Here is a 22,299-nt window from a genome sequence, read left to right as displayed (position 1 = left end):
AGGTGGGCGGCGAGAGGAGGCCCACCCGTGAGGAAGCGCATCGTCATCGTGGGAGCGGGCTTCGGGGGCATCGCAGTGGCCCGGCAGCTGGGCCGCTGGCTCGAGCCTCACGAGGCCGAGATCGTCCTGGTGGACCGCTTCGGCTACCACACGCTGCGGCCCAAGCTGCCGCAGGCCCTGGGCGGCCGCATCGCCTGCGCCGTCAGGGTGCCCGTGGCGCCCCTGCTGGCCGGACTGCCGGTGCGGGTGGCGACCTACGAGGTGACCGGCATCGATGCGGCCGCCCGGCGGGTCGAGTGGGAGGGCGGCGGCATCGACGCCGACGTGCTGGTGCTGGCCATGGGCGCCGAGACCCGGCCGCCCCAGCGGCTGCTGGCCGCCGGCCAGGAGGCCCTGTCGGTCTGGAGCTTCGACCAGGCCTGCGGCATCCGGCGGCGCCTGCAGTTCCTGCTGGCGGCCCGCGGCCGGGGGCGGCCCGTGGATCTGTCGGTGGCCGTCGTGGGCGGCGGCTTCATCGGCGTCGAGGTGGCCGCCGAGATCCAGAACCGGCTGCACCGGGCCCTGGGGCAGGAGGCCCAGGGGCTGGTGCGGCTGGTGGAGGCCCAGCCGCGGCTGTTGCCCCGCCTCAGCCCGTGGGCCGCTCGGGCCGCGGCCCGCCACCTGCAGCGGCTGGGCGTCGAGGTGACGACGGAGGCGGCCGTCGAACAGGCCGACGGCACAGGGCTGCGCCTGGCCGACGGGCGTGTCGTTACGGCCGGGACCGTCATCTGGACCATCGGGAGCCTGCAGGCGCCTGCGGTGCTGGCCGAGGCCGGCCTCACCGACGAGACGGGGCGGGTGCCGGTGACGGCGAAGCTGGCCGTCCCCGGCTTCGACGGCCTCTTCGCCCTGGGCGACTGCGCCTACGTGCCCCAGCTGGGCCCCGAGGCGGCCGAGCCCTCCGCCCACCGGGCCGAGACGCAGGCCCGGGTGGTGGCGCGCAACGTGGTGGCCCGGCTGCGCGGCAGGGCCGGGGTATCCTGGCGGCCCGGGCGCAACATCTACCTGCTGGGGCTGGGGCCCAACTGGGGTCTGCTGGAGGCGGGCCGGCTCCTGCGGATGCAGGGGCGGCTGCCCGCCGCGCTGAAGGAGGCCGTCATGCTCCGCCACCTGTGGGGCGTGGGGGGCTGGGCCCTGCTGCGGCGGGGCGTGGGGCCCGTGGTCGTCGACTCGGTGATGCCGGCCCGTTGGGAGCGGGACCCGCTGCCCGACGGCGCCCTTTGAGGGGCCGCCGGCCGCCGGCATCGCCGGGCCGTGAGGGGAGGCAGAGGATGAGCGAGCCCACACCACCCAAGCTGCGCGACCAGATCTGGCAAGCCCTGGCCGGCATCCAGCAGCCCGGCAGCGGCCGCAGCATCGTCGACGAGGGCCTGGTCACCCAAGTGGCCGAGTGCGGAGGGCGGGTCGCCGTCACGCTGCGGCTGGAGGCGCTGCCGCCGTCGGGCCAGCAGGAGCTGGCCGCGGCGGTGGAGCGGGCTGTCGCGGCCCTCGATGGGGTGCGCTGGGTGCGGATCCGCCCGGCGTCGGAGAGCCGATGGCCACGTCCGGTGCGGCCCCTGGGCTGACCCCCGGGCCCGGCCTGCCCGCCCTCCCGTGGCTGCGGCATGCCTGGACCGCTTCGCTGGGCTGCTTCGTGCTGGCGGCCGCGACGGGCGTCCTCTTCCGGTTCGGGCTCGTCTGGGGGCTGCCGCCGGGGCTGGCCTTCGCCCGGCTGCGCCACGCCCACTCTCACCTGATGTACCTGGGCTGGGTGACGCCGTGGCTCTTCGCCCTGGTGGCGGCGCTCTTGCCTTCGGCGACGGGGCGTCCCCTGCGCCGACCGGGCATGGCCCGGGCCATCGTCGGCGCCACCGTGGCCATGGCCCTCTTGGCCTACGGGCTCTTCGCGGCCTTCGGCTACGAGGCGGTCCCCCTGGGCGGGGCCCGGGTGCCCCTGGCGGCTGCCGCCTCGGGCCTCTCGATGGTGCTGTGGTACGCCTTCATCGCCTGGCATCGCGGCGAGACGGCCGGCCTCCCCCGGCCGGCGCCGTCGAGCGGGGCCGCGATGGCCCGCCGCCTGTGGGCCACGGCCCTGGCCTTGATGGTCGTGGCCTCCCTGGGGGCCTGGGGGCGAGCCGCGCTGGGCGCGGCCGGCGTCACGGACCCCTTCTGGCAGGATGCGGCCGTGCATCTCTTCCTCGACGTCTTCAGCGACGGGTGGATGGTGCTGGCCCTGCTGGGGGTGGGGCAGCTCCTGCACAGCCGCCGCGACGCCCCGCCGTCGCCCTGGGCCCGCTGGGGGCTGGCCCTGGCGGCAGCTGGCATCCCCCTCGCCTTCCTGGTGGGGGTGCCCCTCTGGCGGGTGCCGGCCCCCGCCCGGATGGTGGCCGGCGCCGGCAGCCTGGCCGCCGGCGTCGGATTGCTGCTGCTGACGGCCGACCTCTGGCGCCGCAGCCGGCCCGATCCCATCTGGCGGCTGGCGCTGGCAGCGCTGGGTATCAAGGCCGTCGCCTCGGCCGTCATCGCCTGGCCCGGCGCGGCCATCTGGGTCGAGCGGTGGGGCCTGCGGATCCTCTACCTGCACCTGCTGCTCCTGGGCGGTGTGACGCTGGGGCTGGTGGCGGCGGCCGCGGCCCTGGGCATGCCGCTGCCGGCGCGCCGCACCCGGCGCTTCGCGGCCGCCGTCGCCCTGGTGCTGGCCAGCCTGGTGCCCCTGACGGGCCTCTGGCCGGGGCCGCTGCGGGGGCCGTGGGGGCTGCATGGGGCCGCCTGGGCCGCCCTGGCGGCCTGGGTGGCAGCAATGGGGCTGTGGCTGCCCGGCGTCAGCCCGTCACCCACAGGAGTCCCTCGTGCAGGGGGACCCGGTGCTTGCGGTTCTTCCACTTGACGTTGCGGTCCCGGAGCTTCTCGAAGCGGCAGCCCCGAAAGCCTGCCTGCACCACCAGCTCCCGCAGCCAGCGCTCGACGGGCACGTGGACGCCGTAGGGCGCCGAGTCGCCCACCACGAAGCAGACGCGCGCCCCCGGCCGGCAGACCCGGCGCAGCGCCCGCCAGACCTGGCGCATGTCGGCGAAGTAGGCGGCGATCATGGCGTCGTAGCGCTTGTGGCCCCGGCGGCGCCGGCGCTGGTCGGCCAGGGCCGGGGGGCGAGGTGACGACCAGGTCGATGCTCCCGTCCTCGATGGGCGCCGCCTGCCGGGCATCGGCTTCGAAGATGCGGCCCGCGCCGGCGATGCCGGCGAGCGGCCTGCGCCAGGACACGACGGCGAGGGGTCGCCGCAGGGGTCGGCCCGGTTCCCGTCGTCGCGGCGGGTGTCGACGACGCAGCCTCCATGGGCGGCAACCGGAGAGTCTGGAAGTAGCGCTCCAGCACCTCGCCCAGGTTCTTGAGCAGGTGCCACCGGTCGGCACCTGGACCGCATCGGGCGCCCCCTGGCGGATCCCGTGTGCATAGGCCTCCAACCGGTCGCGCACGACGACCTGAACGCCCGGATGCGCGGTCAGCCACGCCGCAAGGGGCTCAGGGGACCGGTCGGGGAGGAGGTCCACCGGTCGTCTACTCACCCGTGTGTCGACAAGCGGGGAATCGCATACCTGCACGCTGTACCGCCAGCGATAGTCACCGACCTTCTCGAAGTGCGCCTTATAGTGGCTCTTCTCGCCCCACGCCAGGTAGTGCGTGAAAGCTTCCGCCGCCATCCTGGCCGCGGTGGCCCTGGGCCAGCTCACCTGGGATGAGGCCGCCGACCGCGTGGCCATCGAACGGGTCTATCGCCCCGACCCCGCCCACCGGCAGCGCTACGACCAGCTGTACCGGGCCTTCCGGCGGCTGTACCGCGCCACCCGCAAGGTCTACGCGGGCCTCAACGGGCGCCGGTGATGGGGCCGTCGGACCGCTCCCAGCGCACCATCACCGGCGGGCTGCAAGTGGCGGCCAGCACCTGGGCTTGGCGCCTCCAGCCGGCCGGCGGCCCCGAGCTTCGCTCCGCCAGCAAAGCGGCTGCCTCGTGGGCGAGGCGGCTCGCCAGATCCGGGTCCAGGGTCTGCGCGCTGACCAGCACCAGGGGCGAGCCCGAGACGGGGCGCAGGAGGATGCGGTGGTCGGGCATGGGCTGGTCCGGGCCCAGGCCCATGCGCCGCCTCAGCGCCTGGGCGAAGCCCTCATCGGCCAGGGAGCGCTGAAACGCCTCGGCGTCGCCGCCGACCACGGCCACCGTCGCCTCGTAGGCCGTCGCTTCGCCGGAGGTGGCACGCCCGTCGGGCGACCGGCCTCGGACCTCCTGGGCCGGCGCGACGGTGGCGGTCATCTTGGCCGACGGGTCCTCGGGGCCAGTGCCCTCGGTCGCGGTCCCCGCCCATCGCCCGACGGCGCCCGGCAGGAGCGCGCCGCCCAGCAGGACGGCCGCCAGCATGCCCAACGCTGCAGCCTTCCAGCCGGCACCTGCTCTTGGCCCCATGGGCAGCCCCCCACTGCCATCGTGCCAGGTATCGCCGGCGCCGCCAGTGATGGCCGTCACGGGGAGGCATACGGCCCGGGAGCGCTCATCCTGCCGGGGGAGGTCAGGCGGCCGTCTCGGGCGATCCCGGGCCCTCCCTTGCCTCAAGCGGTGGGAAAGACCGCGCGATGGCCCTGTACGTGATGGGCGGAGCCGGTTTGCTGCTTACGACGGTCACGGAGACTTCCGAACGGGTAAGTGAGCACGGGGTCCGCCGAAGCGCCGTCTACGTAGCCCGGATGACCGGGGCCTGTGACCGTCTCAAGTCCCCAGGGCATTCACTCGGTGGCGTTCGGCGACCCCTTCCTGGCCGTGGTGCGGGCGTACCAGGAGCGTCACATGCCCGGGCCGGAATGGAGCCGCAGTTTCCGATGTAAGGGCGTGACGCAGGAGCTCTCGAGAGTTCCTACGGCCAGCTTCCGGGCTATGGTGGTGTGCGCCGACCTGGCCTGACTGCATGCGTCGTGGGCCGGACGGGAGTTCGACGCGGCGTTTGTGGAGGCTCTACCTGCCGGGGCCAACCTATGCGGGGAGAACGGGGAGTTTCACCCGTTCGTCTACGACGGACCCGTGTTTAGGCGGCCCGTGGCCCTTCGCCGGTGTGCTGTAGTGAACCGGGATGGGTTTACCTTCGCCGACCTGCTCGGAGAACCGCCGGAGCAAGGGTAAGGGGCGCCACGCGACATGCCATGGCCTCGACATCCTGCAAGGCACGAAACGTCCAGACTACTTCTCGAGCCATCGGGCAAGCCGTCGCTCGGCTTCCTGCTGGCCCACCACGCGTCCCTGCCGGGCGTCTGCCAGGCTGAGCTCGATCTTCTGGCGCACGTACAGATGGTACTGCACATCTTCCAGCGAGCAGTCGTCCGGCTACTGCTCCAGAAGTCGCCGGATCTCTTCTTTCACCGAGGCCACCGGCCTAACCCCCTTGGCGCAGCCGCATGCAGGTGCACCCGTATCATACCACCCGGACCAGGACCGGTCGAGTTGTCCCAGCCACGCCCGGCCGCAACCCCAAAACTCCCACACCGCTGCGTCGCCCTCGAGCGGCTGGGGGCTGGGGGTGGCCGGTGCGAGACTTCGACGAAGGTGGCCCGGGCCTCGAGCCGCGGACGTACGTCAGCCCCGACCCGGAACCTGTGCGCGCTATCCGGCCGGACCTCCTCGTTTACCGTCACAAGCTCTGGGGCGCTCGCGTGACCGACCGCCTACGCGTCTCCCTGCTTCCGACGTCATCGGGTGATAGGTGGGCATGGATTGGGCCCAGCAAACGCATCGCATCGGACGTGCGGCCCGAGGAGGAGCCCTGCACGGGGAGCATCGCCGAGGCGAATGCTCCATGGCCGGGCTTGCCGTAACCACCCGGACCGCCCCGGTCAGGCCGCCGCTAGGGCAGGGGCGCACGATGTCGCTGTCGAACCTACGCACCGTCCCAAGCGGCAGAACGGTATGAGGACCGGAACGGGGGGCCGGAGAGGGTTATGGGCAACGAGGGAACCGTCGCGGCGGTGCTCATCGTGCTGCTGCTGGCGGGCATCTGGTTTGGCATCCAGGCCGGGCAGCGGCACATGGATGCCGTCATGAACGCCTGGGTAGGACACAGCGCCCAAGAGCTGCTCGACGTCTGGGGACCGCCCAGCCGCATCGTTACAGCACCGCCAGGCTCGGAGGGTAGCTTGTACATTTACGAGGAGAGCGACAACGCGGTGACGGTGACGCCCATCTACCCGCCCCCGCCCGACGGGAGTCCTCCTGGCCGTCCCATGACGTTTACCGTCTCGTCCGCTTCGGGCTACGCGTACCGCATCTTCTGGGTGGATGGCAGCGGCCGCATCTACCGAACGGCCTGGGCAGGGCTGCGCTGGTCCAACCGACTACCCAACAAGTTTCCTTTGCAAAGCGCGCCGGCCTCGTAGCGGCCGCTGCGCCGCATCGCACGGGTTCGCGGTGCCGGTGCAGCCACGTACAGGAAGCGGCCCCGGAAGTCTTCACGGCGGGTTGTATTCGCGGGAGGCGCCGTACCCACCCGGTTCCGCGCGGCCCGCGACCTACCCCTCCGGAAACAGCTCGGCCACCCGCACCGAGAAGCCCGGGATGGCCGGGTCGGAGAGGGTCTCGGACGCCTCGAAGACTTGAGGCCGGTGGGGATGGGCGTAGACCATCACCCGGCGGCGGTCCGGGTCGACCAGCCACACGCTTTTGGCTCCCGCCGAAAGCCAGGCCTCGATGCGCTCTTGCACCTCGCGGAAGGTGTCGTTCGGGGAGAGGATCTCAACGGCTACGTCCGGCGCACCCGGGTAGTAACCTTTGGGACGAGGCCGGATCAGTCGGTCTTTTCCGATAAACGCCACATCGGGCGCGCGCACGGTATCGGGATCCCTGCTCAGCTGAAATCCGCTTTCCACCCGGATGCTTCCCAGGCCGTGTTCGATCACGAACGTGCCCAGAATCCGGGCGATGGTCGCGGCGATCTCCCCATGCTCGTCGCCCGGCGGAGCCATCTCCACCAGCTCCCCTTTCACCAGCTCGTAGCGCTTGCCTTCCTTGGGGAGCCGGAGCAAGTCGTCGGCGGTCAACAGCGTCCGCGTCGCCACGGACTTCCCCTCCCGACCCGAGTATACCATCTGGGCCGTTGCCGCAACGGCAAGGCATGCCCGGCATGGCCGCGCGAGCAAAGACGTAGGGCCCGCATCGAGCCCAGCCTTAGGCTCGCCTATCTACCAGCGCCCCCGCCCATGACCGAGGTGCAGCAGGCGGGATGAGTTACCCAGAATGGCCACATCGGGCAGCGACTGGGCTGCGGCCGCCAGGACCGAAGCGTGCCCGGTCTGGCCGGGGCAGGCTCGGCGGGTGCACCTGGGGTTTCCCGACCCGGCGGCCGTACAAGGCTCGCCGGAGACCGTTCGGCAGGCCTTCCGTCGGGTACGGGACGACTTGGCCGAGGGTCTGGAGAGGCTTCTGCGGTAAGCGGAGCAGGAGGCGCCGTAAGGCGAAGTTAACCCATAGGGCCGGGGGAAGGGTCAGGCGCCTCCTACGCCGAGCCGTGCCGCAAAAGCGTCCGAAGCAAGCCGAACGTCTTCCACGGAATCCGGAGCCTCCTGCAGGGCGAGGACCACTTGCAAACGTGAGCCAGCGCGATAGGAAGCCTACTCACGGGCGCCTGCTCCCTCCGCCGTCCCGACGTCAAGGTCGACCCCTCACGGCTCCCGCGGGGCCCTGGAATGCCTGGTGAGCTACCCCGCTCATCACCGCCCGGACGTTGCCAAGACAGCAGGAGCCCTGGGGGTTACGAAGCTCGCAGGCGCACTGCCCGGCCTGCATGCCTGCCTCGATCTCCTCGATGATACCGGCTTGCCCCAGCGCCCCCGCCTGTCGCAGGGCACCCTGCGTGTGGCGAAAACAATAGCAGACGAACACATCGTCCGCCTCGGGCTCCTTTTGGAAGACCCGTTCCCGCACCTCATCCACGTGGTACACCTCATCGGTATCCTCTGCAAAATAGACCACCGGACAGGCAGCCGTTCGGCAAAACCGGTAACGGTGGGAGCCAAGCCGGCGCAGGCTCATGGCCAGCATGGCTTTCACGGTCACGACCCCAACTTTCTTGCCTTTTGCCCCGCATTGCGGACATCGGTCGGTTCGGCGAGGGGAACCATCGCCCTCAAACGCTTGATCGTCGGAAGGCGGCACCACGCAGCATCCCGGCATCGACTCCAGCTCCTTTCCGAATCGGTCCAACACCCGCTGCGGACCCTACACCTTCTCGTCGCAAGAGGGTCAAGAGCCTGGCCCGTCACTCGGCACACCTCGGCGCAGGTCCCGAAGTCGAGATCCGAACCGGTGGGACGACTTCGAGCCGCTTCGCCGGGTTTCGTTGGGGGCAACGGACGCAGTGCCGCGACTACTTTCCAACGACGCTTTGCACAAGCCCGAGGAGGTCTTCCAAGTCTCGGGCGGGGCCGGGGCGGATGGCTCGGACTACCCCCTGGGCATCGATGACCACGGACCAGGGAATGCCGTAGACGGAGAAAGCCTCGCTCATGCGTCCGTCCGCGTCGAATACAACCGGGAAGTGAAACCCGTTCAACTCCACGAAGGTACGCACCTGTTCTGCCATCCCCGACGTTAACCATCAGCACCTGAAGCCGGTCGCCGGAGGTTCGGTGAAGCCGATCGAAGTAGGGCAGCTCGCCCAGGCACGGCGTGCACCATGTCGCAAAAAAGTTCACCACAGCGGGCTTGCCATGTAGGCTCTTCCGGGTTACCCGCGACCCGTCGAGCAGCATTCCGCGAAACTCAGGCGCCGGCAAGCCGACCGCTAGCTTCTGGGCTTTCGCGGGACTTTTCTCCGACGGCCTTAGAGAAGCCCACCCGAGCGCGCTGAGCACAACCATCCCCATCAAAACCCCCACGGCCCAGGCACGCCGGGCGGGGGTACGGTTGGCCGGCGGACGGATGGGTGTACCCACGGCACCTTCACCCCTTTTTTCGGGTCGGGATTGACCCCCTCAAGCTCCTGCCCCGGACGCTACAGGTAGGGATACGCATCCCCAGCGCCACCGCCAGGAACAGCGGACGCCAGGTCCAGAAGAACCGCTGAAGCGAGATGCTCCCGACGCCCAGTGCCGCAAACATGACGGGGCCCAGGCAGCAAAACGAACTCGCCACGGCTGCGGCCATCGAGCCCACTAAGGTCCAGGCCCGCCGCCATCCACCCGCCCCCTCCTTCACGCCGTCCCGCCTCCGGTCGCTTTACCGGTCGCCTGGACGGTCGCGGCCGTCGACGCCATGTCCGCCACGACGGCGCAAATGCAGCGGGCCTGCCTGTCCGAAGTCGCCGAGGCATTCGGTGACAAAGCCTGTGTGGCGGTGTACAGCTCTTGGAGCTGGCGCTTCAGCTGGTGGAGGCCTTCGATCTGCCTGTCCACCTCTTGGATCTTGCGGGCGATGTGTCGCATCACGTCGTCGCATGGCCGGCGCCCGCAGTCCCAGACGTCCAGCATTTCGGCAACTTCCCGGAGCGAAAGTCCCAGCATCCGGGCAGCGCGAATGAACCGCAGCGGCTCGACCTGGTCGGGCAGGTAGATCCGGTATCCTGCAGGCGTTCGGCCATCGGGGTGAATCAGCCCAAGCTGCTCATAAAACCGCACGGTCTTCGCGCCTAAGCCGGCCTGGGCGGCAAACTCGCCCACCCGCACATCCGTCGCCTCCTACCCGAAAGCAGCGTACACCCTCCCGCAACTGGAAGGTCAACAGGCGAACCCCGGTCGCCGGTGGCCATCGTCACTTCGACCCCCTGCCACCTCGGCTCGGCGACCGCCTCGGTGGCCGCCGGCTTGACGGGCCAGCGCCAGCACCCTCTCGGGGTCGGCGCTGTGCACAGCTACCGCGTGCGGGCGATTCGCACCTGTACGTCCGTCACGCCGGGAAGCCAGCAGAGCGAGCGACAGCGCAAAGAAAGCGAGTTGCAGCGACCAGGCGCCAGACCGAAGGCTGGGAGAGGGTTGTTACCATGGTCGCTTGAGTATGATACAATGTAAGGCGCAACGCGAACGAAGGAGGAGGCTTTCCGGATGCGTCGGGCGACTATGACCCGTCGGTCGAGGGGCTCCCGGGGGGTGACCGGGTTCTCCCGAGGGCCGACGTCGCGGTCTTCAAGTGGCGCTTCGGGTCCCGATGTCTGCGAGGTGTTCGGAGTCCACCCTGAGGCGATTCGGCGGGCCTGCCAGGGGCTGCCTTCCGTCGACGAGGCCCGGCGCATCGCCGATCGGTTCGCCCTTCTGGCCGACCCGACCCGCCTTCGGATCCTCCACGCCCTGGCCAGGGAGGAACTGTGTGTTTGCGACGTTGCCGAGGTGGTCTCGCTGTCCATCAGCGCGGCGAGCTACCAGCTCCGCCTGCTTTACCGATCCGGCGCCGTGACGTACCGCAAAGAGGGGCGCATGGCCTTCTACCGGCTGGCTGACGACACCATCCGACGATGGTTGCGAGAGGAGGCCCTTCACGATGGTTGAGGAGCGCGTGCGAATGGAGGAGCGCGTGCGAGAGGAGCGGGAAGAGGCCGAGGAGGGCTTCGACGGCCCCTGGTACGCGTTCGGCCCGGTGAAGAATGCCGGCGCCGCCGCCCTCATCCTCGCCGCCGGCTGGGCCGTCGAGCGGCTGGGCGGGCCTGCGTGGCTGTCAGCGGCAGTCTACCTCGTGGCCATCGCCGTGGGCGCGCGGTACTGGGCGAAGGAGGGATGGGAGGAGTGGCGCCACGAGCGGGAGATCGGCATCGAAGCGCTGATGGCCTTCGCCGCCCTGGGTGCCATCGTGCTGGGGGAGTGGGTGGAGGCCGGGCTGCTGGTGCTGCTCTACAGCGCGGCCGAAGCCCTGGAGGAATACACCTACGCCCGCACTCGCACGGCCATTCGCGCGCTGCTCAAGCTGGTGCCGGAGACGGCGTGGCGGCTGCGGGACGGGCGAGAGGAGCAGGTGCCCGCCCAGGCGCTGAAGCCCGGCGACCTCATCCTCATCCGGCCGGGTGAACGGGTGCCGACCGACGCCGTCGTCGTGGAGGGCCGTTCGAGCCTCGACGAATCCGCCGTGACTGGGGAATCCATTCCCGTGGACAAGGGGCCGGGCGACCGGTTGTTCGCCGGCACCATCAACACGACGGGCGCCCTCACGGCTCGTGTCACGGCCGATTTCGCCAGCAACACGCTGGCGCGCATGATCCACCTGGTGGAAGAGGCCCAGGAGGTCAAGTCGCGGGCCCAGCGGTGGATCGACCGCTTCGGTCGACGCTACAGCCCGGCGGTGCTGGCCGCTGCCGCCGTGCTCCTCGTGGTGCCGCCTCTCCTGGGCCAGGACGTCCGGACCTGGGCGCATCGGGCCGTGGTGCTGCTGGTCGCCGCCGCACCCTGCGCCCTGGTCATGTCGACACCGGTGGCCACCGCCGCGGCCATCTCCCGAGCAGGCCGCCAGGGTGTCCTGATCAAAGGCGGCATCCACCTCGAGCAGCTGGACCGAATCCGGGTCGTGGCCTTCGACAAGACCGGGACGCTCACCCGAGGCCGGCCCCAGGTGACCGACGTCGTGCCCGAGAGCGGCGTGACACAGACCGAACTCCTCGCGCTGGCGGCAGGGGTGGAGCGCTGGAGCGAACACCCCCTGGCACGCGCCGTGGTGGCGCGCGCCACGTCGGAAGGGGTGAACCCCCTGGCGACGTCGGGCTTTCAGGCCGTGGTAGGGGCGGGGGCCCGGGCCGTCGTGGGCGACGAGGAGGTGTTCGTCGCAAGCCCGGCCTTCGCGGCGCAACTCGGCACGCACGTCTCACCGGCATTGGAGCACCATGCGGCTCGGTTGCAAGAGCAGGGCAAGACGGTGATCCTGGTGGCCCGGCGAGGCCGCGCAGTCGGGCTCATCGCCTTGCGTGACCAACCCCGCCCCGCCGCCCGCCCGGCGGTGGCCGAACTGCACCGGATGGGGCTCCGGGTGGTCATGCTGACGGGCGACCACCCGACGACGGCGCAGGCTATCGCGCGGGAGTTGGGCATCGACGAAGTGCGGGCCGGGCTTCGGCCGGAGGAGAAGGTGGCGGCGGTGCGGGAGCTGGAGGCCCGATACGGTCCGGTCGCGATGGTGGGAGACGGCGTCAACGACGCGCCCGCTCTGGCCGCAGCCTCGGTCGGGATCGCGATGGGGGCGGCGGGTTCGGATGCGGCTATCGAGGCAGCGGGCGTCGCCCTCATGGGGGACGACCCCGGCCAGGTAGTGGCGGCCATGAAGGTGGCCCGGCGAAGCCAGCGCATCGCCTGGCAGAACATCGTGTTCTCCGTGCTTCTTCTGCTGGTACTGGTCCCATCGGCCCTGCTGGGTGTCATCGGGGTGGCCTCGGCGGTGGTCGCCCACGAAGTGAGCGAGCTTCTGGCCGTCGGCAATGGCCTGCGGGCGGCCCGGGGGTGACCCCCCACGGCGGAGGCTCGGAACACCCCGGGAAAGCCGTCGCTTCGCAGTTCGGGGTACCGCTTAGGGGGTACCCTGCGTGCATCCCCAGAAGCACAAAGACGTCACGGCCTCGGTCCCTCGACCTCTTCGTGAGATCGAACCGTGGGATCGAGGCCGTGACCTGGTGCGGTTTTACAGCTGCTCCGGCGGCGAAGCCCTTTCCGAACCGGATCTGGCCAGCATACCCGCAAGGAAAAACCGCACCAGGGCTGCCACGTCCAGCCCAGTCGTCGGCTGACCTATCCAACCACGGAGGCGGGCAGCAGCAGGACCAGGCCGATAAGGGTGGATTGCAGGACCTTGTAGGTGCCGAACGCCGTCCGGGTTTCCCCGACGATAGCAGCGCACCGCTCTCGGTGCCACGCCGACCCCCATCTCGTCGGGTCTCGATTAAAATGCGGCGGGAGGTATGTGCCTTGGGCCAAACCGTCCGCCGATCCCCACGGCGGTGGATGCCGGCGTTGGGGGTGCTGGCCGGGTTGCTGCTGGCCACCACGTTCGCACCGCCTGAAGCGACGGGACCTACCCTCGCTCATAGCTACCTGCGGCGCTCGGTGCCGGAAGCCGGTCAGCGACTGCAGACGCTTCCGAAGGTCCGATTGGAGTTTTCGGAGCCCGTCGAGCAGGTCCGCGTCGAGATCGTGCGCGATCTCAACGAGGACGGCGACGGCCGCAACGAGCCTGCTGTGCTCGTGGCTACCTTGCGGCCCCTGCGTGACGCTCCCACGAGGGTCCAGGCGTCCCTGTTCGAGGCCGGCTCCCCTTGGCGGCTGGCTCCGGGCGCTTACGTGCTGCAGTGGGTGACCCTGGGGGCCGACGGGCACACCGTCAGTGGGTCGGTGGCCTTCCGGGTCACCGGGTGAACGCGTGGCGTACCTGCTGGCCACCGCGCAGCTCGTGGCATGGGTGGTGGCTGCGGGAGCCACGTGGGTTCCCGCGTTCTGGCTCGGGTGTCCGGCAGCTTCCGCCCGCACCCCTTCATCCACGGTGCTCGACCCCCTTGAGCGCAGCCGCCACCTGGGGGTGGCGGCTGCGGCGCTGGCGTTGGTGCTGGCCTTGGCGGATCTCCTTGCGACCGCCACGGCTCTGGCGGCCTTGAACGGCGCGGAGTCCTCGCTTGCGCGAGCCATGGATCTGGCCTGGTCGACGCGCTTTGGTCAGGCCCGACTGGCCAGGGCGCTCTGCGCCCTGGGGCTTGCAGTGGCCCTGGGGAAGCCCCATACGCCTGGCGGCGCCGCCGGTGACCGTGGCCGCTTCGGGCGGGCCGCCCGGCCATGGACCACGGTGCTTGCCCTGCTCGGGTTTGCCACCTTCTCGTTCAGCGGGCACGCCATGGACGTGGGCCAGTGGGCGCTGGCGGGCGCGGTGGACCTCCTTCACCTGGCGGCTGCGGCGGCCTGGGCCGGGGTGTTGGCCCATCTGGCGGTGAGCCAATGGCCGCCGGCGCCGCCCCACACGGTTCGGTGCGTCGGGCGCTTTTCCGGGTGGGCGATGGGCTGCCTGGCGGTGCTGGGGCTCACGGGGGCCTTCAGCGCCCGGGCGTACCTGCCGGGCCTGGCAGGGCTGGTCGCCGCCCCGTACGGGCAGCTGCTGGCGCTGAAAATGGTGCTGCTGGCCGGCGCGCTGGCAGCGGCGGCGGTGAGCCTGCTGGCCCACAGCCTGGAAGGCCGAGACCCGGGTCGGATCGCCCGGAAGGTGCGACGGGCCGTGCAGGTGGAGGCCGTCCTGGCCCTGAGCGTGGTGGCCACGGCGGGTCTGTTGCGCTCGACCCCGCCGCCCGTGCCCCCCGCCAGGGTGGAGGCCCGCACCTTCACGTGGAACGTGCAAGGGGAGCAGGTGCAGCTCGCCCTGCAGCCCGTCATCGCAGGCAGCCAGGGACCGGTGGAGGTGCGTTGGGAATTGACCGGCCCCGCGCCGGATCGCATCCCCCGGCTGTCGCTGGACATGCCGGATCATCCGATGGTGCCCATCCGGGTGACCTTGCAGCCCCGCCTGGCCGGGCTGCCTGCGGACTCCGGCGCCGCGGACAGGGATGGCGGACGCATCTATGAGGGCCGCGCCGTCCTGCCCATGGCCGGCACATGGCAGGGACGCCTTGAGTGGGGCGGCCCGCGTGCGCCGCTCTCCCCCTTCACCTTCACGTTCACCGTCGAGCCGCCCCTTGCGCCTTCCGGGCTCTTTCGACTGAGCTTGGTGGAACCCTGGGGGTCTTCCCGTCGGGCTGCCTTGCTGGTAGCTGCCTTCTTGCTGGCGGGGGCGGCAGTGGGGATCGGCATCCGCCTGTTCGCCCGGCCGGCCACGCGGCCGCTGACGCCTCTGATGGCGGTCCCCCTGGGAGTCGCTGCCTTCGCCTTCGGCCAGGCCGCCCTTTTTCCCGCCACCCCGGCTGCCTTCAAGCGAAATCCGCTGACCCCGACCCCGGAGGTACTGGCACGGGGGGCTGCGCTGGTGGCCCAGCACTGCGGGCCCTGCGCGGAGTGGCTGGCAGCTCGCCCGCCCGGCACCGACGGGGATTATTTCTGGTGGCTACGGGAGGGGTACCCCGGCGGGAGCTGGGCGGCCCGCAAGCAGGCGCTGGCGCGCCTGCTGTCGGATACGGACATCTGGGCCATGGTCAGCTACGCCCGGCGCGGCTGCTCGGTTCCACCGCTCGGGCCTTCTACCTCCTCGTCCGCACACGGCGCGCTCGGTAAACCGGGTTGTCCCGCTCCTGGCCCGACCATGTCCCTGCCGGTATCGGACGCGCGGCGAGCCGGGCCGTACGTGGTGGCCGTCAACCTGTCTCCAGCACTGCCCGGGTCCAACGAGCTGCGGGTTTTCCTGAGCGACCTCGTCGGTCGACCCGCCGCCGGAGCGCGGGTGATGGTACGGGCCGCAGAGCCTGCAGGTCCGGCCGGTCAGGTCGCTACCAACCCTGTGGATGGGTCAGGAGGTGGCCCCTGGTCGGAACTGGTCGAGGAGGAAGATGGGGTTTATTCAGGGGCTTTGACCATTCCCGACGGCCGTCCGGAAGGGCCGCTGGAGGTACAGGTGGTGGTGCAGGGGCCGAGCGGTGAGGCGTCGGCTCGCTTCGAGTGGCACCTTCCCGTGCGGACGGCCTGGGAACTTCTCCGGCAGGCGGCCAGGGCCATGGAACAGCTGACGGCCCTGGAGGAGGTGCAGGAGCTCGACACGGGCAGCGCCCGCTGGCGGTACCGCATCCGATACCGGGCTCCCGACACCATGTGGATGACGGCCTTCGACGAACGCGGCGAAGTGCTGCTGGAGGTCAAGGTGAACGGTTCGGTGCAGCAAGAGCGCCGGCCGGGCGAGGAATGGCACGAGAGGCCCTGGTCCGGCGGGGGCTTCCGATGGCCCGATTACGGGTACTGGCAGGAGTTCACCAACCCGTTGCGGCTGCGAACCGAGCAGACGGGCGGCCGTCGGATGGCGGTGGTGGGGGCGTATCACCCGGTGTCGCAGACCTACTGGCGCCTGTGGGTCGAAGAGCGCTCCGGGCGCGTGTATCGTTTGGAGATGGTGGGGCCCGCCCACTTCATGACGTCGGTGTTTCAGGGGTTCGAGCCGGCGGCGCCTGAGGGGGCGCCTTCGGGGTGACGGAGGCGGGCGACGGCAGCTTTTCACCGCACGACGGCCGGCGGGCTGCACGTGCCCAGCAGGGCGCGGGCCTGGTCGAAGCGGGAGGGATAGCGGCGGCGGCCCTCTTCCACGAGCAGGGCGGCCGCCTCGTGGGCCAGCTGGGTGGCCTGTTCGGCCGAAGGGGCCAGGGCACTAAGCATTACCAGCGGCGCTACGGGAGCCAGGTGGGCGCTCACCTGGCGTACCGCAGACCCACTGCGGGCTCAGCGGCGTCGGGTTGTCGTCGTGTCTCCTCCGGCGAACAGATCCGCTACCCGCACCGAGAAGCCCGGAATGGCAGGGTCGGAGAGGATGTCGGCGGCCTCGAAGACCTTGGGGTGGAAAGGATGCGCGTAGACCGTCACCCGGCGGCGGCCGGGATCGACCAGCCAGACGCTCCGGGCGCCGGCAGAAAGCCATTCCTCGATGCGGTCCTGGACGTCATGAAAGGTATCATGGGCCGAGAGGACCTCGATGGCCACATCCGGTGAACGGTAGAATAGCCCTTGGGAAGCGGCCGCACCAGGCGCTCCTTGGAAATGAAGGCGACATCAGGTGCCCGAACGGTGTCGGGGCTCTGGGCGAGCAAGAAACCTATCTCCACTGCCACGTGCCCCAGCCCTTGCTGACGCACGAAGGGGCCCAGGAGCCCGGCGAGGAGCCCCGCACCGATGCCATGCTCGGCTCCCGCGGAGCCATCTCCACCAGCTCCCCCTTCACCAGCTCGCAGCGCTTGCCGTCTTTGGGGAGCCGGAGCAAGTCGTCGGCGGTCAACAGCGTCCGCGTCGCCACGGGTTTCCCCTCCCGAGCTGAGTATACGTATACCATCTGTACGGTTGCCCTCGAGGTCAAGGCCTACCTGACATGGTGAGCTGACCCGGCACACCCGTGCCGACGCCGATGTACCGGATGTAGGTTGCCCGTTCCCCGGCCAGCATCGCTGCCTTCAGCGCAAAGCACACCGCGAAGACAAGGATCAGGCCGTACAGGCAGTTGAGCACCTGCCGCCCGAGCCCATCTGCTCGCTCCGCGCGCACCAGCCGCTCCTCCGACAGGTTGCCGACCCATATGCCCGCCAGCGCTCCCATGGTCGAGAACTGCTCCGACAGGCCCACCCGGGCGATGATTGGCATCCCTGCCCAAAGGGCCATCATCGCGGTGGGGGCGAGCAGCGCCAGCTGTGCGCCGAAAGGCAGGCGGCCCAGGGCGGCCTCCAGGGGCCTCCACGCGTAGTACGGGCTCGACACGCCCGCCCTGACGCGGCGCTGCCGGCGCACCGGCGTCGGGCACCCGGTCAGCAGCCATGGCAGGAGGGCGCATCGCCGATCCCCTTTCCGGAGGCGCTTGACTGCCCTCGCGGCACGGGAGCGTCGATGCAGTTAACACGACCGATGCAGTGCCAAGTTTCCCTTCATGGCCCGGCTTGCTTTCCCAAGGGTGACCAGGTACACTGACCATAGTCCTGTTGAGGAGGCTGGGAGCGGTGGAAGAACGGGTCTCCAAGGCCGAATTCAAGGCCCGAGCCCTGGAGTACCTACGTAAGGTTCAGAAGACGGGGCAGCCTATTGTGATCACCGATCGCGGCAAGCCGGTGCTGCGCGTCCTCCCGTACAATCCTGACGCCGCGGAAATCCTGCGTATCCTGCGCGGTTCGGTCGTCGAATTCCGTGACCCAACCGAACCGGTTGCCGTCGACGAGTGGGAGGTTCTTCGGTGATCGTCCTGGATACTCACGCATGGGTGTGGTGGGTGAGCAGTCCCGACCAGCTTTCTCCGAAGGCCAGAGAGGCGGCGGACCAAGCTGTCGAGGCCGGGGCGCTGTACATTTCCTCCATCAGTGTGTGGGAAGTGGTGCTGTTGGTACAACGAGACCGGTTGCGCCTCACCCTGGGTGTCGAAGATTGGGTGGCGTATTGCGAAGCCTTGCCGTTTATTCGTTTCGTTCCCGTTAACAACGCCATCGCCATGAAGTCGGTCCGGCTACCCGGTTCGCTTCACCCTGACCCCGCTGACCGCATCATCATCGCCACAGCGCTTACCATCGGTGCCCCGCTGGTGACCAAGGACCACCGGATTCGATCATATCCCCACGTTGAAACGATTTGGTAGTCAGAGTCGATGGCACCTGCATTTTCCGAACGGCAGGAGGAGCCGGCCCCCAGGACGCAAGCCCGGCGCGTCGAACAGGCAACGGCGCGAAGGGAGGAGTCGTACCGGTGCGCATGGGAATCGGCGTGGCCATCGCGGCCGCTCTGCTGGTGGCCGTAGCCCTGGCACCGGGGGCCGACGCTCGGGAAGGCCGCTAAAGCCGACACATGAGCGGGGGCGCCACCTATCCCCTGACCGACCGCACGCGGGGCTGGGGCGGACTCCGCATGGGCTCCGGGCTGGGCATCGTGCGCGGCCTGGGCGTGAGCTTCTGAAAGAGGGCCGCTTTGCGGATGGTATGTCCCACGAGCGGCGTGCACCATCCCCCTTGCTTCCGGCGTTCGGGCCGGAACCCGCTCCGGTTGCGGGGGCGATCCCACGCCAACCACCTCCCCGCTCAGTACCCCCCGGCCCGGCTGTCGGCCGTTCGGAGCGGGTCGTGCCGCGAGCTGGCCGGGCGTGGCGGGCTATGAGCCCCATGGCATTGGGCAGGGCGGCCACCGTCGACCCCAGGAGGAGCGACGCGAGGAGCAACACCCCTACGCCGGTGGCGGCCCCGGGGAAGCTGACGCCCAAGCCGTCCTCCAGGCCCTGGAGACGGCGGGACGGTGGTGGCGATTCGCATCTGGCACACATTGGTAGGAGAGGCCCGTGAACCCGAGTCCCTTGCCGACCACGGCAACGACGCCGAGGTCCACGCCTGGCCACGGGGTGACACACAAGCGTCACGGCCTCGACCCCGGATCCCGGCTTGGCGGGATCCATCGGGGATCGAGGCCGTGACCTCGTCGCAAGGGTGTCCCGGCGGCGACCCGCTCTCCCGTGGGGTGGCCCCCACAGTACCCTAGGCGCTGGAGGTTTTCACTTCCGTGTTCGGCATGGGAACGGGTGGGACCCCTCCGCCATGGCCACCGGGAACGCTGGCGCCGGGTGGGCCGGCGCCCTGAAAACTGCACAGCGTTTGGAAGCGAGGCGCCTTTTGAGGCGGCCGAGTCGGGCGCAGGTCAAGCCCTCGACCGATTAGGACCGGGAAGCTGAGGCGGTTGCCCGCCTTGCACCCCCGGCCTATGGACCTGCTCATCTGTGCAGGGGTCTTACTCCCTTGACGGGATGGGAGATCTCATCTTGGGGTGGGCTTCGCGCTTAGATGCCTTCAGCGCTTATCCCGTCCGCACGTAGCTATCCAGCCGTGCCCCGGGCAGGGCAACTGGCACACCAGCGGTGCGTCCGTCCCGGTCCTCTCGTACTGGGGACGGCTCCCCTCAGATCTCCGGCGCCCGCGGCAGATAGGGACCGAACTGTCTCACGACGTTCTGAACCCAGCTCACGTACCGCTTTAATGGGCGAACAGCCCAACCCTTGGGACCGACTCCAGCCCCAGGATGCGATGAGCCGACATCGAGGTGCCAAACCTCCCCGTCGATGTGGACTCTCGGGGGAGATCAGCCTGTTATCCCCGGGGTAGCTTTTGTCCGTTGATCGACGGCCCTTCCACTCGGCACCGCCGGGTCACTAAGCCCCGCTTTCGCGCCTGCTCGAGCTGTCGCTCTCGCAGTCAGGCTCCCTTCTGCCTTTGCACTCGCCGCGCGATGCCCGACCGCGCTGAGGGAACCTTTGGGCGCCTCCGTTACCCTTTGGGAGGCGACCGCCCCAGTCAAACTGCCCACCAGGTACTGTCCCCGGCCCGGCTTCACGGGCCCGGGTTAGAACGCCCGCCCCGGAAGGGTGGTATTCCACGGTTGCCTCCACCGAGCCTGGCGGCCCGGCTTCCCCGGCTCCCACCTATCCTCTACATCCCGAGCCGGCATCCCATACCAGGTTGCAGTGAAGCTCCACGGGGTCTTTCCGTCTAGCCGCGGGTAAGGAGCGTCTTCACTCCTTCCTCAATTTCGCCGAGCCCCCCGTTGAGACAGCGCCCAGGTCGTGACGCCATTCGTGCAGGTCGGAACTTACCCGACAAGGAATTTCGCTACCTTAGGACCGTTATAGTTACGGCCGCCGTTCACCGGGGCTTTGGTTCGGAGCGTCGCCCTTGCGGGCTAACCCCTCCCCTTAACCTTCCGGCACTGGGCAGGCGTCAGCCCCTATACCTCGCCTTGCGGCTTCGCAGAGACCTGTGTTTTGGTAAACAGTCGCCTGGCCCTTTCACTGCGGCCCCTCGGGCTCGCACCCGCCTGGGGCGCTCACCTACCGGGCACCCCTTCTCCGAGGTTACGGGGTCGACTTGCCGAGTTCCTTAACGGGGGTTCTCTCGCGCGCCTGTGGCTTCTCGCCTCGCCGACCTGTGTCGGTTTGCGGTACGGGCACCCCGCCCCTGGCTAGAGGCTTTTCTCGGCAGTGCAGGCCCGGCCAGTTCGCACCCTCGCGGGCGCTCCCCGTCGCGTCTCGGCGTTTTCGAGGCGGCGGATTTGCCTGCCGCCTCCGCCTACGCGCTTGGACCCGGCCTCTCCAACGCCGGGATGGCCTGCCCCCCTGCGTCCCCCCATCGCTCGTGACGGGACGGGGTGGTACGGGAATGTCGACCCGTTGTCCATCGCCTACGCCTTTCGGCCTCGGCTTAGGTCCCGACTGACCCTGAGCGGACGAACCTTCCTCAGGAACCCTTCGGCTTCCGGCGGACCGGATTCGCACCGGTCTTTTCGCTACTTATGCCGGCATTCTCACTTCCGCCCCCTCCACCCGGGCTTGCGCTCGGGCTTCCCCGGAAGCGGAACGCTCCCCTACCACCGCCCGGCCCCTTCGCCGGGCGATCCGGCGCTTCGGTGGCGGGCTTAGTCCCGTCCATTTTCGGCGCAGGGCCGCTCGACCAGTGAGCTATTACGCACTCTTTCAATGATGGCTGCTTCTAAGCCAACATCCTGGTTGTCTGGGCGACCCCACATCCTTTGCCACTGAGCCCGCGCTGGGGGACCTTAGCGGCCGGTCCGGGCTGTTCCCCTCTCGACGACGAAGCTTATCCCCCGCCGTCTGACTCCCCTGGCCCCGATGACGGCATTCGGAGTTTGAACGGGATCGGTAGCCTCGCGGCCCCTCACCCGATCAGTGCTCTACCTCCGCCACCGGCTCCCCAGGAGGCTCGCCCTCAAGCGATTTCGGGGAGAACCAGCTATCACCGGGTTCGATTGGCATTTCACCCCTACCCACAGCTCATCCCAGGCCTTTTCAACGACCACGTGGTTCGGGCCTCCACCGGGGATTAGCCCGGCTTCACCCTGGCCATGGGTAGATCACCCGGCTTCGGGTCGGCAGCGGGCAACTCCTCCGCCCTGTTCGGACTCGGTTTCCCTGCGGCTCCGGCGCTTCTGCCCCTTCGCCTCGCTGCCCACCGCCACTCGCCGGCCCGTTCCTCAATAAGGACGCCGTCAGGCCGCCCGCCCCCCGAAGGGGACCGGCCTGGCCCTCCGACTGCTTTGCAGGCCTACGGTTTCAGGTTCTCTTTCACTCCCCGTCAGGGGTGCTTTTCACCGTTCCCTCGCGGTACTGGTCCGCTATCGGTCGCCTGGCGTATTTAGCCTTGGGAGGTGGGCCTCCCCGCTTCCCACAGGATTCCCCGTGTCCCGTGGTACTCAGGTACCGCACCCCCGGCCGGCCACCCCTGCGCCTACGGGACTCTCACCCGCTGCGGTGGGCCCTTCCAGACCCCTTCGGCTCAGGATGACCCGCCGGCCCCGGCGGCCACCGCCACCGGGCCGTGCGGCCCTCCAACCCCGACCGGGCAACGCCGGTGGGCTTTGCCACCCGGCCGGTTTGGGCTGTTCCCCGTTCGCTCGCCGCTACTGGGGGAATCGCGGTTGCTTTCTTCTCCTCCGGGTACTGAGATGTTTCACTTCCCCGGGTGCCCCTCCGATGCCTATGGATTCAGCACCGGATGCGGCGGCATGACCCGCCGCAGGTTGCCCCATTCGGAGATCTCCGGATCGATGCCCGCTTGCGGCTCCCCGGAGCGTTTCGGCGCTTGCCCCGTCCTTCATCGGCACCAGGCGCCAAGGCATCCACCGTAGGCCCTTCACGCTTGGCCGACGCCCTCGGC

At 69.7% G+C, this 22,299-nt stretch carries 22 protein-coding genes, 2 rRNA genes and 2 pseudogenes; 13 read left to right on the top strand and 13 right to left on the bottom strand.

The features are described from left to right. Positions 1 to 27 precede the first annotated feature (27 nt). Genes VLY81_RS06005 through VLY81_RS05995 form a run of 3 tightly spaced genes read left to right on the top strand, consistent with a single transcriptional unit; the run spans position 28 to position 2,905 of the window. Complete coding sequence (locus tag VLY81_RS06005) at positions 28 to 1,263, top strand: NAD(P)/FAD-dependent oxidoreductase (RefSeq protein ID WP_324670110.1); 1,236 nt, start codon at positions 28 to 30, stop codon at positions 1,261 to 1,263. A gap of 47 nt (positions 1,264 to 1,310) precedes the next feature. Continuing rightward, the gene (locus tag VLY81_RS06000) at positions 1,311 to 1,604 is read left to right on the top strand and encodes an iron-sulfur cluster assembly protein (protein ID WP_324670109.1); all 294 of its coding nucleotides are present in this window, start codon (positions 1,311 to 1,313) and stop codon (positions 1,602 to 1,604) included. Further along, positions 1,574 to 2,905 carry a hypothetical protein gene (locus tag VLY81_RS05995; RefSeq protein WP_324670108.1) on the top strand — a complete coding sequence of 444 codons (1,332 nt, stop codon included), beginning with the start codon at positions 1,574 to 1,576 and terminating at the stop codon, positions 2,903 to 2,905. The genes VLY81_RS06000 and VLY81_RS05995 overlap by 31 nt, the downstream gene beginning before the upstream one ends. Here the strand turns inward: VLY81_RS05995 and VLY81_RS05990 are convergent. Next, positions 2,841 to 3,221: a class I SAM-dependent methyltransferase gene (locus tag VLY81_RS05990; RefSeq protein ID WP_324670446.1), complete on the bottom strand. Its 381-nt coding sequence runs from the start codon at positions 3,219 to 3,221 to the stop codon at positions 2,841 to 2,843. The two genes, VLY81_RS05995 and VLY81_RS05990, sit on opposite strands and share 65 nt — an antisense overlap. A gap of 476 nt (positions 3,222 to 3,697) precedes the next feature. On the opposite strand from VLY81_RS05990, the gene VLY81_RS05980 reads away from it, so the two are divergent. Beyond that, positions 3,698 to 3,898 carry a hypothetical protein gene (locus VLY81_RS05980; RefSeq protein WP_324670107.1) on the top strand — a complete coding sequence of 67 codons (201 nt, stop codon included), beginning with the start codon at positions 3,698 to 3,700 and terminating at the stop codon, positions 3,896 to 3,898. On the opposite strand, the gene VLY81_RS05975 is transcribed toward VLY81_RS05980, so the two are convergent. Further along, entirely contained in the window at positions 3,882 to 4,436 is a 555-nt protein-coding gene (locus VLY81_RS05975; protein ID WP_324670106.1) for a hypothetical protein, read from the bottom strand. The genes VLY81_RS05980 and VLY81_RS05975 overlap by 17 nt on opposite strands. A gap of 363 nt (positions 4,437 to 4,799) precedes the next feature. Here VLY81_RS05975 and VLY81_RS05970 point away from each other — a divergent pair, with 363 nt between their 5' ends. The 3 genes from VLY81_RS05970 (at position 4,800) to VLY81_RS05965 (ending at position 6,430) form a co-directional block, all read left to right on the top strand. Beyond that, on the top strand, positions 4,800 to 4,967 hold the full coding sequence (locus tag VLY81_RS05970) for a hypothetical protein (RefSeq protein WP_324670105.1): 168 nt from the start codon (positions 4,800 to 4,802) through the stop codon (positions 4,965 to 4,967). Then, complete coding sequence (locus VLY81_RS14595) at positions 4,968 to 5,183, top strand: Dph6-related ATP pyrophosphatase (protein WP_405001338.1); 216 nt, start codon at positions 4,968 to 4,970, stop codon at positions 5,181 to 5,183. Positions 5,184 to 5,995: 812 nt separating this feature from the next. Continuing rightward, on the top strand, positions 5,996 to 6,430 hold the full coding sequence (locus tag VLY81_RS05965; protein ID WP_324670104.1) for a hypothetical protein: 435 nt from the start codon (positions 5,996 to 5,998) through the stop codon (positions 6,428 to 6,430). A 132-nt stretch (positions 6,431 to 6,562) separates the two neighbouring features. On the opposite strand, the gene VLY81_RS05960 is transcribed toward VLY81_RS05965, so the two are convergent. From VLY81_RS05960 to VLY81_RS05945, 5 genes and pseudogenes are all read right to left on the bottom strand, one after another. Further along, complete coding sequence (locus VLY81_RS05960; protein ID WP_324670103.1) at positions 6,563 to 7,108, bottom strand: Uma2 family endonuclease; 546 nt, start codon at positions 7,106 to 7,108, stop codon at positions 6,563 to 6,565. Between the two features lie 589 nt (positions 7,109 to 7,697). Further along, positions 7,698 to 8,222 (bottom strand): putative iron-sulfur cluster-binding metallochaperone, encoded by a 525-nt coding sequence (locus VLY81_RS05955; RefSeq protein WP_324670351.1) that lies wholly within the window; start codon positions 8,220 to 8,222, stop codon positions 7,698 to 7,700. 193 nt (positions 8,223 to 8,415) lie between these two features. Next, the gene (locus VLY81_RS05950) at positions 8,416 to 8,631 is read right to left on the bottom strand and encodes a peroxiredoxin family protein (protein WP_324670102.1); all 216 of its coding nucleotides are present in this window, start codon (positions 8,629 to 8,631) and stop codon (positions 8,416 to 8,418) included. Between the two features lie 13 nt (positions 8,632 to 8,644). Next, positions 8,645 to 8,908: pseudogene (locus VLY81_RS14590) on the bottom strand (TlpA family protein disulfide reductase); the annotation flags it as partial. A 333-nt stretch (positions 8,909 to 9,241) separates the two neighbouring features. Then, on the bottom strand, positions 9,242 to 9,706 hold the full coding sequence (locus tag VLY81_RS05945) for a MerR family DNA-binding protein (RefSeq protein WP_324670101.1): 465 nt from the start codon (positions 9,704 to 9,706) through the stop codon (positions 9,242 to 9,244). Positions 9,707 to 10,087: 381 nt separating this feature from the next. Between VLY81_RS05945 and VLY81_RS05940 the strand changes: the two genes are divergently transcribed. The 4 genes from VLY81_RS05940 to VLY81_RS05925 all read left to right on the top strand — a co-directional run bounded on the left by VLY81_RS05940 (position 10,088) and on the right by VLY81_RS05925 (position 16,100). After that, positions 10,088 to 10,528, top strand: coding sequence for an ArsR/SmtB family transcription factor (locus VLY81_RS05940; protein WP_324670100.1), 441 nt, complete (start codon positions 10,088 to 10,090; stop codon positions 10,526 to 10,528). Then, complete coding sequence (locus VLY81_RS05935) at positions 10,521 to 12,461, top strand: heavy metal translocating P-type ATPase (RefSeq protein ID WP_324670099.1); 1,941 nt, start codon at positions 10,521 to 10,523, stop codon at positions 12,459 to 12,461. The genes VLY81_RS05940 and VLY81_RS05935 overlap by 8 nt, the downstream gene beginning before the upstream one ends. Positions 12,462 to 12,919: 458 nt before the next feature. Then, the gene (locus tag VLY81_RS05930) at positions 12,920 to 13,366 is read left to right on the top strand and encodes a copper resistance CopC family protein (RefSeq protein WP_324670098.1); all 447 of its coding nucleotides are present in this window, start codon (positions 12,920 to 12,922) and stop codon (positions 13,364 to 13,366) included. Between the two features lie 4 nt (positions 13,367 to 13,370). Then, positions 13,371 to 16,100, top strand: a complete 2,730-nt coding sequence (locus VLY81_RS05925) for a CopD family protein (RefSeq protein WP_324670097.1) — start codon at positions 13,371 to 13,373, stop codon at positions 16,098 to 16,100. Between the two features lie 23 nt (positions 16,101 to 16,123). On the opposite strand, the gene VLY81_RS05920 is transcribed toward VLY81_RS05925, so the two are convergent. From VLY81_RS05920 to VLY81_RS05905, 4 genes and pseudogenes are all read right to left on the bottom strand, one after another. After that, positions 16,124 to 16,282, bottom strand: a complete 159-nt coding sequence (locus VLY81_RS05920; RefSeq protein WP_324670096.1) for a hypothetical protein — start codon at positions 16,280 to 16,282, stop codon at positions 16,124 to 16,126. A gap of 63 nt (positions 16,283 to 16,345) precedes the next feature. Further along, positions 16,346 to 16,615: pseudogene (locus VLY81_RS05915) on the bottom strand (Uma2 family endonuclease); the annotation flags it as partial. A gap of 100 nt (positions 16,616 to 16,715) precedes the next feature. Then, on the bottom strand, positions 16,716 to 16,913 hold the full coding sequence (locus VLY81_RS05910; RefSeq protein ID WP_324670095.1) for a hypothetical protein: 198 nt from the start codon (positions 16,911 to 16,913) through the stop codon (positions 16,716 to 16,718). Between the two features lie 56 nt (positions 16,914 to 16,969). Further along, positions 16,970 to 17,398 carry a hypothetical protein gene (locus VLY81_RS05905; protein ID WP_324670094.1) on the bottom strand — a complete coding sequence of 143 codons (429 nt, stop codon included), beginning with the start codon at positions 17,396 to 17,398 and terminating at the stop codon, positions 16,970 to 16,972. Positions 17,399 to 17,604: 206 nt separating this feature from the next. On the opposite strand from VLY81_RS05905, the gene VLY81_RS05900 reads away from it, so the two are divergent. Further along, positions 17,605 to 17,838 carry a type II toxin-antitoxin system Phd/YefM family antitoxin gene (locus tag VLY81_RS05900; protein ID WP_324670093.1) on the top strand — a complete coding sequence of 78 codons (234 nt, stop codon included), beginning with the start codon at positions 17,605 to 17,607 and terminating at the stop codon, positions 17,836 to 17,838. Beyond that, positions 17,835 to 18,230 (top strand): type II toxin-antitoxin system VapC family toxin, encoded by a 396-nt coding sequence (locus VLY81_RS05895; RefSeq protein WP_324670092.1) that lies wholly within the window; start codon positions 17,835 to 17,837, stop codon positions 18,228 to 18,230. The genes VLY81_RS05900 and VLY81_RS05895 overlap by 4 nt, the downstream gene beginning before the upstream one ends. Positions 18,231 to 19,068: 838 nt before the next feature. On the opposite strand, the gene rrf is transcribed toward VLY81_RS05895, so the two are convergent. Next, positions 19,069 to 19,185: ribosomal RNA gene (rrf, locus tag VLY81_RS05890) — 5S ribosomal RNA — on the bottom strand. 84 nt (positions 19,186 to 19,269) lie between these two features. Continuing rightward, a 23S ribosomal RNA gene (locus VLY81_RS05885) occupies positions 19,270 to 22,287 on the bottom strand. Between the last annotated feature and the right edge of the window lie 12 nt (positions 22,288 to 22,299).

Source organism: Limnochorda sp. LNt, assembly GCF_035593265.1.
Taxonomy (GTDB): domain Bacteria; phylum Bacillota; class Limnochordia; order Limnochordales; family Geochordaceae; genus Geochorda; species Geochorda subterranea.
Note: the sequence above shows the minus strand (reverse complement) of the source record. Positions and strands in the feature narration are given on the sequence as shown.

What these genes read in the sequence shown, in the direction of transcription:
- VLY81_RS05995 (WP_324670108.1), top strand. Translation starts at nt 1,574, where the DNA reads ATGGCCACGTCCGGTGCGGCCCCTGGGCTGACCCCCGGGCCCGGCCTG.
- VLY81_RS05920 (WP_324670096.1), bottom strand. Translation starts at nt 16,282, where the DNA reads ATGCTTAGTGCCCTGGCCCCTTCGGCCGAACAGGCCACCCAGCTGGCC.
- VLY81_RS05935 (WP_324670099.1), top strand. Translation starts at nt 10,521, where the DNA reads ATGGTTGAGGAGCGCGTGCGAATGGAGGAGCGCGTGCGAGAGGAGCGG.
- VLY81_RS05940 (WP_324670100.1), top strand. Translation starts at nt 10,088, where the DNA reads ATGCGTCGGGCGACTATGACCCGTCGGTCGAGGGGCTCCCGGGGGGTG.
- VLY81_RS06000 (WP_324670109.1), top strand. Translation starts at nt 1,311, where the DNA reads ATGAGCGAGCCCACACCACCCAAGCTGCGCGACCAGATCTGGCAAGCC.
- VLY81_RS05955 (WP_324670351.1), bottom strand. Translation starts at nt 8,222, where the DNA reads ATGCCGGGATGCTGCGTGGTGCCGCCTTCCGACGATCAAGCGTTTGAG.
- VLY81_RS05965 (WP_324670104.1), top strand. Translation starts at nt 5,996, where the DNA reads ATGGGCAACGAGGGAACCGTCGCGGCGGTGCTCATCGTGCTGCTGCTG.
- VLY81_RS05990 (WP_324670446.1), bottom strand. Translation starts at nt 3,221, where the DNA reads ATGCCCGGCAGGCGGCGCCCATCGAGGACGGGAGCATCGACCTGGTCG.
- VLY81_RS05950 (WP_324670102.1), bottom strand. Translation starts at nt 8,631, where the DNA reads ATGGCAGAACAGGTGCGTACCTTCGTGGAGTTGAACGGGTTTCACTTC.